Source organism: Clostridia bacterium (genome assembly GCA_026414765.1).
In the GTDB taxonomy this organism is placed as follows: domain Bacteria; phylum Bacillota; class Clostridia; order Acetivibrionales; family DSM-27016; genus SKW86.
The window spans coordinates 34,111-46,749 of record JAOAIJ010000009.1 but is presented as its reverse complement, the minus strand read 5'-3'; the positions used below and the strand labels follow the sequence as shown (position 1 = coordinate 46,749).

Genomic DNA, 12,639 nt, shown 5'->3' with positions numbered 1-12,639 from the left:
GTATTCCAATCAATTAGGGTGGCACCGCGGGTTAAGCCTCTCGTCCCTGTATATATTTGCAGGAATGAGGGGTTTTTTGTTTTTGATTAGATTTTTAGCATAGGAGGGGTATATATGTTGGACATAAACTTTATACGTAATAATTCTGCCATAGTAAAAAAAGCAGTGGCAGATAAATTGATGGATACGGATATCGACCGCTTATTGGAACTAGATGTACGGATAAGGGATATTTTGCAGCAGACTGAAATACTGAGAGCAGAAAGAAACAACCTTTCAAAAGCGGCGCCCTCACTGCAGGGAGATGAAAAAGAGCACGCAGTAAGTAGGGTAAGAAGCATAAAAGAGGAGCTTACTCTTCAGGAGAGAAATCTGGAAACTGTAAGAACTGAGTTTGACAAATTAATGCTGAGGGTTCCCAGTATACCTGCCCCGGAGGTTCCTCCAGGTAAATGCGATGAAGATAATGTGGAAATAAAAAGGTGGGGTAATAAACCCGAATTCGGTTTTGTACCAAGAGACCATATGGAACTTGCCGAGATACTGGATATAGCAGATGTGCCAAGAGCAGTCAAGTTTGCAGGCAGCAGGTCTTACTTCCTGAAGAACGAGGGAGTACTCCTGGAAATGGCTCTTTGCCGGTATGTTATAGATAAGCTGGTATCAAAGGGCTTTTCTCCTTTGACAGTACCTCTTATGGTGAGAGACACTGCTATGTACGGTACGGGCTATTTTCCTATTGGTTCAGAACAGGCATACAAAATTACTGAAGATGATTTATATCTGATCGGAACTTCAGAAGTATCATTGGTATCATATCACCAGAATGAAGTGCTGACTTACGAAGAACTGCCAAGAAAATATGCCGGATACTCGACATGCTTCAGGCGTGAAGCGGGTACCTATGGAAAAGATACGAAGGGGCTATACAGGGTGCATCAATTCCAAAAGGTAGAGCAGGTAGTTATTTGTAGAAATGATGATGATGAAGCTGAAAAATTGCACTATGAAATCCTGGGTAATGTCGAAGAAATTCTCCAGAGTCTGGAATTGCATTACCGTATCGCTCTGGCGTGCACAGGTGAGATAGGTATTGGCCAAGTGAGGAAACACGAAGTCGAATCATGGATGCCCAGCAGAAATAATTACTGTGAAACACATTCGTGCTCTACCCTGAATGATTTTCAGGCCAGACGCTCAAATATTAAATACAGGGATAAGGATGGAACTCTTAAATTCGTATATACTTTGAATAATACGGCAATAGCTTCACCGAGGATACTTATACCTTTACTGGAAAATAACCAGAATGAGGACGGAAGCGTTAACATACCGAAAGTGTTAAGACCATATATGAACGGAATGGAAAAAATAATTCCCAAAAAGAAATAAATGATGTAAAATTAAGTTATGCCTGTCTGCAATCAGATAATTATGCAGGCAGGTTTTCATATTTTCGGCAATAGTATAATAAAAATAAACATTTCTATATAAAAGGTGGGTGCTTTACTGGTGAGCATTACGGAATTGTCAGTGAGAAGGCCTGCAGCGGTTATGATGGCTGTAGTTCTGATAATCAGTCTGGGAGTTATAGGCTACATGAATCTGGGAGCGGATTTGTTTCCATCCGTTGATCTCCCTGTTATAACTATCTTTACAAATTACCCGGGTGCAGGTGTAGAGGAAATTGAAGAGGATATAGTAAAGCCTATAGAAAATGAAGTTTCCGCAATAAGTGGAATAGATACCGTCCGTTCAGGCTCAGGAGTGGGTTTTGGATACACGCTGTTAATGTTTTCTATGGAGACTGATATAAATGATGCATTCCTGGATGTACAACAAGCTTTGTCCGATATATCAGGAAAGCTTCCCGAGGATGCATCAAAACCAATACTAAAAAAAATAGACAAAAACGCACAGCCTGTAATGATGCTTTCAGTTTCAGGAAAGGTACCTTTTGAAGAGTTGTACAACCAGGCAGATAAGATCAAGCAGGCAATGGAGAGGCTGGAGGGTGTCGGCAGTGTAACTCTTGAAGGGGCTTCACAAAAGGAACTTGAGGTTGGGGTTGATAAGACTGAGCTGGAAAACTACGGAATAAGCATAAATACTATTGTTAGTAAGCTAAAGGCAGAAAACATCAGTATTCCTGCCGGGGAAATAGAACAGGAAAACAGGATTCAGACACTCAGAGTACGGGGTGAGTACAGTGATATAGTCGAAATAAGGAACCTGCGGATACCTGTAGCTGGCGGTACAATAAGGCTTGCTGAGATAGCTGGTGTAAATCTGAAGTATCCCGAAGCCGAAAAGATGTTGAGACTAAATGGAGATAGCTCTATAGGTGTATTTATTCAAAAGCAGAGCGACGCCAATATAGTAGAAACAGCGAAAAATGTTAGAAATGAACTGGAAGCTGTAATGAGCACAATACCGGAAGGCGTAGCAATAACCATAGCTGATGATGCATCAACCTTCATTAATCTTACCCTTAGAGAAGTAAAAAACAATCTCATAGAAGGAATTATTACCACTACCCTCGTTATGTTCCTCTTTCTTAGAAAATGGAGGTCATCACTGATAATTCTGGTTTCAATACCGACATCGCTTATTTCTACATTCTTTATGATGTATGTATTTGATTTCACACTAAACCTTATGTCATTGTTAGGACTTTCTATGTGTATAGGAATTCTGGTTGATGATTCGATAGTGGTATTGGAAAACATACAAAGGCATCTTAAAATGGGTAAGAATCCGGTAAGGGCTGCCATAGACGGCCGGAAGGAAATAGGGATGGCAGCTGTAGCAATAACCTTATGCGATATAGTTGTATTTGGACCTGTCGCATTTATGTCGGATATGATAGGTCAATTCTTTAAGGAGTTTGGCTTGACGGTAGTATTTGCAACATCAATTTCGCTTCTGGTTTCATTCACCATCACTCCGATGCTGTCATCGCGCCTGCTTAAAAAAGAGGAAAGCACCGGAAATGAAAACAAAAAAATCTCTGACAGAAAGCCGGGCCTGTTTATCAAGCTTTTTGAAGGTGGAGTACTGGCTTACAGAAAAATTCTTATCTGGTCTTTAAACAACCGCTGGAAGGTAGTAGGGGTTATTACAGCAGGAATCATATTGAGTATATCTTTTATCCCGTTGGGATTTATAAGCACCGAATTTATTCCAAACGCAGACCAGAGTAAGTTGACCATAGATGTCAAAGTGACTCCCGGGTCAAGACTTACAGCAACTGATATGAAGGTAAAAGAGATAGAAAGACACCTGAAAGGCATTAAAGAGATAAAGAATTACTTTGCAACTGTAGGAGCCGACAGAAATCCATCAGCGGCCCAAATCACTGTTAATCTGATAGAAAAAAACAAAAGGGATAAAAGTCAGAGTGAACTGGCCGGCGAGCTGCGGGAGTGGGGTAAAGCCCTGGAGGGTATTGATTTTTCTGTCACTGAAACAAGCCTTGCAGGAAGAACTTCCATTGATGGTACAAAGCCTTTGGCGATAAATGTTACCGGACCTAATTTTGAAGTAGTCAAGAAGCTGTCAAAAGATGTGGAGGAACTTATCAGAATCGTAGATGGAGTAACTGATGTAGACAGTACAATAAGAGCAAGTCAAAGGGAACTCGGTATTACGATCGACCGGCTGGCTGCTTTGGAGTACGGTGTTTTGGTGCCTGAAATTGCAAATACGCTTCATACTGCCATACAGGGAACTCAGGCAGGTGTATACCGTAAAAACGGAAATGAGTATGATATAGTTGTAAAATTTGCTGAGGGTCAGGTGAAAACCAAGTATGACCTGGGAAATATCAAGATTATTTCATCTTCGGGGCAACAGGTTTATCTGGAGCAAGTGGCGCGTATTTCTGAAACTGATACCCCACAGGAATTGCTAAGACAAGATAGACAGAGCCTTGTGACGGTATCTGCAAACATTGAGGGCAGGTCTTTAGGAGAAATAAACAAAGACATAAAAGCCGGACTAAAGGATCTGGAGATTCCCCAAAACTGTCGTGTTTATTTTGGAGGCGATCAAGAAAATATGAATACTACTTTCAGTTCGCTAATAAAGGTGCTTATTGCATCCGTTATTCTTGTATATATGATTCTTGTTGTCTTATACGAATCCTATCTGACGCCGTTTATAAGAATGCTGTCACTACCATGTGGAGTGATCGGTGCACTTGTTGCGTTGGTTATTACCGGTAAATCTCTGAATTTGGTTACTATGATAGGTTTTATTATGCTGGATGGCTTGGCTTCAAAGAATGGTACACTTCTCATCGATTATACAAATACACTTATGAAGAAAAGAGGGCTGCCGCTACGGGAAGCGCTTATAGAGTCCGGGACGACCAGATTGAGACCAATAATTATGACTTCTGTCACTATGGTGGTGGGAATGCTTCCTTCTGCGCTTGCCTTAAGTGAGGGGAGTGAGATCAAATCGGGTATGGCTATAGTGCTGATAGGGGGTATGTTGACATCAACTCTTTTAACACCTGTATTGCTGCCCGTTGTTTATACTATGATAGATGACCTGAGAAAAATGTTCCCAAAAAGAAAAAGTAGGCGTTTAATAGCAGATGGGGGTGTTGAGGCATGAAATATTTCAAGAATTTGAAACCCGTTACGGTAATAGTGATACTATTGCTCATAGCAGCGGGATTTAGCGGTTGTGGTAATGACAATACCGTAAAGGATAAGAGGGTGAGGAATGTAAAAGCAGTAGCAGCCGGGTATTCCTCAATAAATATATACGTTGAGTATAGCGGAAAACTAAAACCTGTAGAAGAGGTTGTAATATCCTCGAAAGCACCCGGAAAAGTCGAAGGTGTAAATGCAGATATAGGTTCCGAAGTTAAAAAGGGTGATATATTATTCACTCTTGAAAGCAAGGATGCCGAAGCTCAGAAGCGCCAGGCACAAGCTTCCCTGGAAGCTGCACGTGCCAACTATACCAGAACGGCAGAATCTTCAATCGAACAGCAGGTGCTTCAAGCTGAGGCATCGGTTAAGCAGGCACAGGTACAATACAACGATGCAATGGATATGTATGATAAGACAGAAGACCTGTATAAAGAAGGACAAACTTCAAAGCAGGAGTTTGATAATGTAAAATCCAGGCTCGATAACGCAACCATTCAGCTGGATACAGCCCAAAAAAACCTGGAACTGATAAAAGGTAAAGCTGCAAAACAGAGTGCGAATGCAGCATTTGCACAAGTAGGCCAGGCCGAAGCTGCCGTACAGCTTTCTGCTATACAACTGGACAATACAAGAATAGCTTCACCTGTTTCCGGGGTTGTTTCTGTCAGAAATATAGATGTAGGTGAAATGGTTGCGGCAGGATCGCCTGTATACACAGTAATAAATACGGATGTTCTCATACTGGAAATAAGTATTACGGATAAGATGCTTGGCAGGCTGAGCAAAGGTGAAAAGGTAGGATTAAAGGTAAATGCGGTAGAAGGCAAAGAATTTGAAGGCAATATTGATAGTATAAGCCCAGCAGCAGATTCAAAGACCCAGTTGTATACGGTAAAGATCAGAATAGATAACAAAAACCTGGAGCTTAAGCCAGGAATGTTTGCAAAAGTATCGCTTCCGGTGGAAAAGAAGGATAGCATTTTGACTGTTCCGGAAGAATGTATAGTTGTAGAGAGTGGAGTACAATATGCGTATACGGTGGTTGGAGAGAACGTAAAAAGGGCACCTGTAGAGACTGGGATTTCAGACGGGAAGACTATAGAAGTCATAAATGGGCTGAAATCGGGCGATAGAGTTATTACTGAAGGGCAGATATTTCTGCATGATGGCGAAAAAGTCAAGATTGTAAAATAGTTATCAATCACAGTATATTATTGTATGATGGTTCATAGTGCCAGCTTGATAAAATCCAGATTTTTGCGGATTTTATGATAGAGTAAAACTAATATCAAAGAGGAGAAGGGGTATATAATGTCACCTGTAATCTGGAGAGAAATTAGAGAAAAACAGGAAGAAAGCCTTTCAAAATATGCAGCAAAAAACGTTGAATCAAAGGGCAGGCTTATTTTTGAAGAAAAATGCCCTGTGAGAACTGATTTCGAAAGAGACGCAAACAGAATTCTTTATTCCATGGAGTTTAGGCGGTTAAGGCACAAAACCCAGGTTTTTTTCAATGCAAAAAACGACCATATATGTACGAGGATGGAGCATGTATTACACGTAGGTTCTATAGCTGCTACTATAGCAAGAACACTGAATCTTAATCAGGACCTTACCTATGCTATAGCGTTGGGACATGATTTAGGCCATGCTCCCTTTGGTCATAGCGGAGAAAAGGTTCTTGACAGATGCCTTAAAAGCATTAATGCCAAGTTGAGCTTCCAACATGAACTTCATAGTTTGCGAGTAGTAGACAGACTTGCAACACGTGTTTCCAAAGAAAAAATAAATGAAAAATGCGGCCTAAACCTGACTTTTGAAGTGCGGGACGGTATAGCATGCCACTGTGGCGAGAATTATAATGAATACCGTTTGGAATCCGACAGGAGCAAGGATTTTTCCAGCCTTAAGGATATGAAGTCACGATCTCAGCGGCCTTATACCCTTGAGGCATGCGTTGTCAGACTAGTCGACAAGATTGCTTATGTGGGAAGGGATATTGAGGATGCAGTAAGAGTCAGGCTTATGAATATGAATGATATTGCAAAGGATGTCTGTGACGAATTGGGCTATACAAACGGTGAGATAATAAATACTCTTGTATGTGATTTGATCGAAAACAGCTACGATACGGGATACATACAGCTCAGCAAAGCCAAAGGAGAAGCCTTGGAGAAGCTGATAAAAGAAAATGTAAGACTCATATACAGAGCGGATAAGATCATGAGATATGAAAAGACAGCAGAAAATGTAATGGAGGGACTGTTCTTCAATCTTCTGGAAAGTCTTGATGATATTGATAGGTTGAAAAATAGTGAGCAAAGGGTATATAGGAAGTTTTACAGCTTTATTCAGGATACGGGCTACGATGCTGAAGATGCAGATGAACAGAAGGTCATAGATTTTATGGCAGGTATGACTGACGGGTTTGCTTTAAGCTGCTTCGAGGAAATATATTGGATGTAAACGCAGGAGGATAGTATGTCTAGACCTAAATTTCATTTTTTTGCCTTTCTATCAAGGATGAAATATATAGCGCGCTGGGGCCTTATGAGGAACACACAACCCGAGAATATCCAAGAGCACAGCCTTCAGGTTGCCGTGATTGCTCATGCACTGGCACTTATCAGGAACAGGTTTTTCAAAGGGAGTATAAATCCCGAGAGAATTGCAGTTTTGGGTATGTTCCATGATTGCAATGAAATAATTACAGGAGACATGCCTACCCCTATCAAATACTTCAACCCTGAAATAAGCAAAGCATACAAGGACATTGAGAATATTTCAAAAAACAAGATGCTTTCAATGCTTCCGGAGGAGCTTGTTGAAGACTATTCATCAATACTGTTTCATGAGGATAACGATCCAGAATGCTGGAAAATTGTCAAGGCTGCCGACAGAATTTCCGCATATATCAAATGTATTGAGGAAGTAAAGGCTGGAAACAGGGAATTTAAGAAAGCAAGTGAATCCATACTGAAATCAATTAATGAAATCAATCTTCCTGAAGTAAAGTATTATATGGAAAATTTTATTCCCAGTTTTTCATTGACGTTGGATGAGCTTGAATAATGTGCATATGGTTATGTTGACTATATATTGGAAGGATAGTATAATTTTTACCAGACAATTCTTTATTTATATAGAATTTGTGTATTATAAGGGGGATTTTATGCGGAAAAAAAATAAGTTTGTTGCTGTTTTGGTTATAGTGTCTTTTCTTGTAACATTCCTTGCCGGATGCAGCGCTGATGAACTGACGGTGATAGGTGCTTTGACAAAATCTGCTTCTATCAATTCCATGGAGAGTAAAACCAGTATCACACTAAGGTTTGAAGCATCGGGCTTTCCAAAAAGAGAAAGCCAGGATATATCGTTTCTGGCGGCCATACTTAACGGTATGAAAATCGATCTGAATCAGAAGCTTAGCAGGAATGCGGACAGGACTATATCAAAATCACAGGTGGACGGTATTTTTGATATTGGTGGGGTATCCTCCGGATTCAGCGTATGGGCAGATAGTGACATAACAGGGGAAAAAGCTGTTGTAAAGGAAATTGTCAGAATACCGTCTGTTGCTACATTAGCGCTGCCCTATCAGTTCAGGGGCAAACAGTATATTATGTTTGATTTTGCCAATATGCCTGAAGGTGGTGAGAAATTTGCTGTTGACTACAAGAAAGCGCTTGAGTTCAACAACAGCTTTACAACAAAGCTTATAAATTTCATTAAAGAATATGCAAAACAGTTTGATCCGGGTTTCAACTTTATTACATACAAGGGAGGAAAGTCAGTTAACGGGGAGTATTTGAGCTTCTACGAAATGAAGCTTGATGACAGCTCTTTTAAAGCTCTTCTGAAATATACCATAAATAATTTTATGCAGAATAAGATGGCTATGGAGTTTATTAAAGACTTTATAATTTCTGCTGTAAAAATTTACTCTGAAGATAATGGAGCAAGTGTTAATTTGACAAGCATACAAGCAGAAATGATGATTAAGATGCTTGAGGACAGCATTGCAGAAAACCTTGAGATGGTAAATAAAGTGTTTGATGCCATAAAGGATGTTAAGATTGTCGGTGAAAAAGGCATAACAATAAGTTATGGCATAAACAATGACGGTTATGTAGCCAGTGAATCAGGTTCTATGGATTTTAAGATAGATATGAAGGAAATAGTAACAGCATTGGAAAAGCTTTCTGAGGGTGTTGTGCCAGCCCGCGCTGCCGGTACAATAGCCTTTGGAATTGATTACAGCACTGAGATAAGTAATATCAACAAGGATGTTAAAATAGTCCTTCCTGAGCTGAATGAAAAGAATTCCTTTAGTTACACTGAGTTATATGAGGTGCTAAACCCAACAATAATTGAATGCTACGGGTATGCGCCGTATAGTTATGATGAAAACAAGCCTGTAAATATCGAAATTGACGGTAAACTGCTCGGGGTAGGGCTGGATGCTAAAGTAAAGGACTATACAATCCTTGTTCCTGTAAGGGCTGTAAGTGAAGCGCTTGGGGCAAAGGTGAGTACAAATGCTAAAAATCAGACTGTAACTGTTCATAAGGATGATACAAAGATTGTATTTAAGGCAAACAGTAATGAGGCTGAAGTGAACGGAAGGAAATATAGCCTTGCTGAACCAATGACTTCCATAAACAAAAAGAACTATGTTCCTGTGAGTATGTTAACTGATTATCTGGCAGCAGGGACAAAATGGAATAAAAAAACCAACACATTGATAATATATAGTAACTACAATGACATGGAAATGTGGGAATAATAAAAAATCCTCCGGTTTTAGATCAACCGGAGGATTTTTATAAGTCTATCGGTATGGGGTTTCCAATGGTTATTTCGTCTTCAGTAACAACAGCATCGTATGCGAGTACTCTGACCCCTCTTTTTACTGCTGTTTCCAATGCCTGTGCAAAGGCGGGGTCCATTTTTTTATTAGGAGTAAACAGGTTGACATTTTTCATCTGGATCAGAAAAAAGATATAGCCTTCATAGCCTTCTTCCACTGCTTTCATCATTTCATAAATATGCTTAGTGCCTCTTTCAGTGGGGGCATCAGGGAAACTTGCAATACCGTCACATTCCAGAGTAACGCCCTTTACCTCAATAAAACCTTCTGTAGTATCAGTAGTAAAGTATAAATCAAATCTGGAATTTTTATATACAACTTCACGCTTAAGTTTTGCTACATTTTGGAATTCTTTGATGTTTTTTTGAAGGATACTCTCGTATACTACTGTATTAGGCACCTGTGAATCTATGTTTATAAGGTTTTGGTTTTTATAGCAGCTAATAAGAGAACAGCGGGTTTTTCTTAAGGGATTGGAGGAGACCTCTAAAATGATCTGAGCCCCTTCTTTTAAAATCTCTTTACAGCGACCGGTATTCTTTACATGGACAACTTCTTCCCTTCCATCTGAAAATACTTGTGCAATGAATCTGTTTGGACGTTTTATGAATATTGCCTTTTTTATTGACTTGTATTTCATCGTGCCTGCCTCAATCTATTTTTATGTTTTAGGGGAAAAGTCATTTTCTCAAGTTCGTCCAGTGAATGGGAGAGATTTTTAGTATAATCCTTGATTTCATCATACTGGACCATGAGATAGGGATCTTTTTATCCATGTTTTCTCCAAATTTAATGGTTTTTGTTTTATTTTATCATAAATTGCAGAATATACTGCCGGTTTTTAGTGAAGATTAGTGTTTTGAACCATCTTTACGATGAGTTTTGACAATACATGCCTTTCACTTTCATCACTCAATGTCCATAATTCCTTAAGCAGTCTGTGCTCACGGTTTTCCGGATCGACATTGGCGGACAGTATGTTGCCTATCTTATAAGCAAAATTCTCTATAGTCTTGTCTGATAAGCCAATGCTTTCACTTATGTTGACAGCACGGGCCAGTGTCTTTTTCCACTTATCCCAATGTTTAAAATTGTCTACATTATTCAATTCCATAATCTTTCCTCCTGGTTTTCTTTATATTATTTACCTGGGGGGAAAGAAAATATACAATATGCTAAGTACTATATAGTTTTGTTTTTTAGGATGAAGTTAGAGCACTTGCTGCCGGTCGATTCCATTACTGTGACAGAGGGCATGTTCCTTGACTTGAAGCCGAAAAGCTTACAGCCTTTAGGAAAGTGCTTATCCCAGGTCACATAGAAATATTGGCATTTTATACAATTTACATTTTCCGGATTCATTAGGTTTCTACCTCAAAAACAGGAGGCTTTTCTATAACTTTCACACCCTCAATAACCTGCCCGTCTCCGGTTACAGCGATTTCTCCCGAAATGATTATGCTTTTCTTAAGCTCTGCCCAGTCAGGCTTTTCCTCAATTTTTATAAAACTGTTGTATGCGTTTTCCTTAAGCCATTTGAGGAGTTGCTCCTCGTCGCGCCTGAACTCCGGATTTTGAAGCTTCAGTTTTAGTGTCCCACCGGGAAGTTTATATGTTTCCTGTGTTTTGGTGGTCTTATGTGTTACGGTTTCAAAGTATTGTTTAAGACGGGTTTCCAGGAATGCCGTTTTGTTCTTTAAAGCTTCTTCTGCACGGTGTATCTTTTCCTGGTATTCCTCGATCATAGCTTTACAAACATTCACATATCTTTGTGTTTCTGCCCTTTCCTCGCTTATCTTGCGAAGAGCCCATTCGGCTTTATTATCATTGTCTATGATAAAGCCTTCATCCTCACTGCCTTGTTCCAGCAGTGTTTCGTTGATTATTTCCAAAACATGACTGTTATATTCCATAATATGACCTCCTATATGCTAAAACTGTCTATTTCAAATTAAACCTAAGCCTGTACTGACACTTTTTGCAGAGCGCTTCTACTGCCCTCCTGCGGGAAAAACCTTCATATATATCTCTTGCTCTTTTGCAGTTGATTATTTCTGAAAAGGATTCTTCATTTATGTTTCCAAGGGCCATGGTACCTTCAGCGTCAAGGCAGCAAGGGACTACAGTTCCATCTACGAGTATGGCTATCTGATCTCTGAGTCCGTAACAAAAACCTTTATCACTACCGGCGTCACATGCGTTTATATCAGGCCATTCAAAACTGCTTGACTGATTTAGGAATACACCCTCTATAAGTTTTATGCCGTTGCAGGGTGTTAGTTTTTCCTCCAGGCTGAAGGGCAGTGAAAAAACCTTCTGGATGCTTTCGAGAACATAACTGTTTGCTGTTGAGTGATTATGGCTGTCAATATTCCAGAGACGCAGGCATACTTGAAGATTTGAGCATCTTCTTGCTTCTAATACAAAGCTGAATATCTTGTGAAGATACATACCTATAGATTCTTTTGAGCTGTTGGCTTCAAAACTGTGCAGAGAAATGTTCAACTGCCTTAATGCCGGCTTGATAATGTATTCATGTGTTAATCTGTCTATAAGAGTACCATTTGTTGTAATATTTACTATATACCCATAGTTGCCGCAAAGGTCAAGGAAATTGCCTAAATCAGGGTGAATAAGTGGTTCACCAAGTACATGAAAGTATAAGTGTTTTGAATATCCCTTTATCTGGTTTAGGATTTTTTCAAACATTTCTATATCCATGTAGCCAGCCTTGCGCAAGGTTTTTGGACAGAAGCTGCACGAAAGGTTACAGATATTGGTGATTTCTATATATGTTTTTTTAAAATATTTTACCATATTTAGTCCCCAAGCATATTATTAATACTAGTTTATTTATTACAAGAGGAAATGTAAATATAAAATTTTGGTTTGAGTTCGACTTTTATCTGTATTTCATAATAATTATTTTTTTGAAGGATTATGATATATTTTGACGAATATATCAATAAAATAAAACTTTTATGTTAATAGAATGAAACCTGATGTTACTTAAGTAAAACAAAATCGCGTACAGGGCTTACTACAGTGTGTTTATCCAGTTAATGGACAAACACTTTTCTTAATTACTAATTATTACTTATG

Annotated in this window: 11 protein-coding genes and 1 other annotated feature (1 of these 12 only partly in view); of the genes, 6 read left to right on the top strand and 5 right to left on the bottom strand. The window is 39.3% G+C overall.

Features of this window, described 5'->3' with window-relative positions; genetic code table 11:
• Positions 1 to 51: a binding site (T-box leader), on the top strand; it begins 152 nt to the left of the window's first position.
• A 63-nt stretch (positions 52 to 114) separates the two neighbouring features.
• From serS to N3I35_01285, 6 genes are all read left to right on the top strand, one after another.
• A complete protein-coding gene (gene serS, locus N3I35_01310) occupies positions 115 to 1,392 on the top strand; it encodes a serine--tRNA ligase (GenBank protein ID MCX8128719.1) in 1,278 nt (425 codons plus the stop codon).
• 120 nt (positions 1,393 to 1,512) lie between these two features.
• Positions 1,513 to 4,623, top strand: coding sequence for an efflux RND transporter permease subunit (locus N3I35_01305; GenBank protein ID MCX8128718.1), 3,111 nt, complete (start codon positions 1,513 to 1,515; stop codon positions 4,621 to 4,623).
• Positions 4,620 to 5,861: an efflux RND transporter periplasmic adaptor subunit gene (locus tag N3I35_01300; GenBank protein MCX8128717.1), complete on the top strand. Its 1,242-nt coding sequence runs from the start codon at positions 4,620 to 4,622 to the stop codon at positions 5,859 to 5,861. The genes N3I35_01305 and N3I35_01300 overlap by 4 nt, the downstream gene beginning before the upstream one ends.
• A 117-nt stretch (positions 5,862 to 5,978) precedes the next feature.
• Entirely contained in the window at positions 5,979 to 7,133 is a 1,155-nt protein-coding gene (locus tag N3I35_01295; protein ID MCX8128716.1) for an HD domain-containing protein, read from the top strand.
• Positions 7,134 to 7,148: 15 nt separating this feature from the next.
• Entirely contained in the window at positions 7,149 to 7,739 is a 591-nt protein-coding gene (yfbR, locus tag N3I35_01290) for a 5'-deoxynucleotidase (protein ID MCX8128715.1), read from the top strand.
• A 100-nt stretch (positions 7,740 to 7,839) separates the two neighbouring features.
• The gene (locus tag N3I35_01285) at positions 7,840 to 9,453 is read left to right on the top strand and encodes a copper amine oxidase N-terminal domain-containing protein (protein MCX8128714.1); all 1,614 of its coding nucleotides are present in this window, start codon (positions 7,840 to 7,842) and stop codon (positions 9,451 to 9,453) included.
• 37 nt (positions 9,454 to 9,490) lie between these two features.
• On the opposite strand, the gene sfsA is transcribed toward N3I35_01285, so the two are convergent.
• From sfsA to N3I35_01260, 5 genes are all read right to left on the bottom strand, one after another.
• Complete coding sequence (gene sfsA / locus N3I35_01280; GenBank protein MCX8128713.1) at positions 9,491 to 10,177, bottom strand: DNA/RNA nuclease SfsA; 687 nt, start codon at positions 10,175 to 10,177, stop codon at positions 9,491 to 9,493.
• Positions 10,178 to 10,378: 201 nt separating this feature from the next.
• Positions 10,379 to 10,651, bottom strand: a complete 273-nt coding sequence (locus N3I35_01275) for a DUF3243 domain-containing protein (GenBank protein MCX8128712.1) — start codon at positions 10,649 to 10,651, stop codon at positions 10,379 to 10,381.
• Positions 10,652 to 10,719: 68 nt separating this feature from the next.
• Positions 10,720 to 10,899, bottom strand: a complete 180-nt coding sequence (locus N3I35_01270) for a uracil-DNA glycosylase (GenBank protein MCX8128711.1) — start codon at positions 10,897 to 10,899, stop codon at positions 10,720 to 10,722.
• Complete coding sequence (locus N3I35_01265) at positions 10,899 to 11,450, bottom strand: host-nuclease inhibitor Gam family protein (GenBank protein ID MCX8128710.1); 552 nt, start codon at positions 11,448 to 11,450, stop codon at positions 10,899 to 10,901. Before N3I35_01265 ends, N3I35_01270 begins: the two co-directional genes overlap by 1 nt.
• Positions 11,451 to 11,478: 28 nt before the next feature.
• Positions 11,479 to 12,354 carry an SPASM domain-containing protein gene (locus N3I35_01260; protein ID MCX8128709.1) on the bottom strand — a complete coding sequence of 292 codons (876 nt, stop codon included), beginning with the start codon at positions 12,352 to 12,354 and terminating at the stop codon, positions 11,479 to 11,481.
• Positions 12,355 to 12,639 lie beyond the last annotated feature (285 nt).

Bases quoted from the DNA above. Each gene is read 5' to 3' on its own strand.
- serS (MCX8128719.1), top strand. From the start codon at position 115: ATGTTGGACATAAACTTTATACGTAATAATTCTGCCATAGTAAAAAAA.
- N3I35_01300 (MCX8128717.1), top strand. From the start codon at position 4,620: ATGAAATATTTCAAGAATTTGAAACCCGTTACGGTAATAGTGATACTA.
- N3I35_01295 (MCX8128716.1), top strand. From the start codon at position 5,979: ATGTCACCTGTAATCTGGAGAGAAATTAGAGAAAAACAGGAAGAAAGC.
- yfbR (MCX8128715.1), top strand. From the start codon at position 7,149: ATGTCTAGACCTAAATTTCATTTTTTTGCCTTTCTATCAAGGATGAAA.
- N3I35_01285 (MCX8128714.1), top strand. From the start codon at position 7,840: ATGCGGAAAAAAAATAAGTTTGTTGCTGTTTTGGTTATAGTGTCTTTT.
- sfsA (MCX8128713.1), bottom strand. From the start codon at position 10,177: ATGAAATACAAGTCAATAAAAAAGGCAATATTCATAAAACGTCCAAAC.
- N3I35_01275 (MCX8128712.1), bottom strand. From the start codon at position 10,651: ATGGAATTGAATAATGTAGACAATTTTAAACATTGGGATAAGTGGAAA.
- N3I35_01270 (MCX8128711.1), bottom strand. From the start codon at position 10,899: ATGAATCCGGAAAATGTAAATTGTATAAAATGCCAATATTTCTATGTG.
- N3I35_01265 (MCX8128710.1), bottom strand. From the start codon at position 11,450: ATGGAATATAACAGTCATGTTTTGGAAATAATCAACGAAACACTGCTG.
- N3I35_01260 (MCX8128709.1), bottom strand. From the start codon at position 12,354: ATGGTAAAATATTTTAAAAAAACATATATAGAAATCACCAATATCTGT.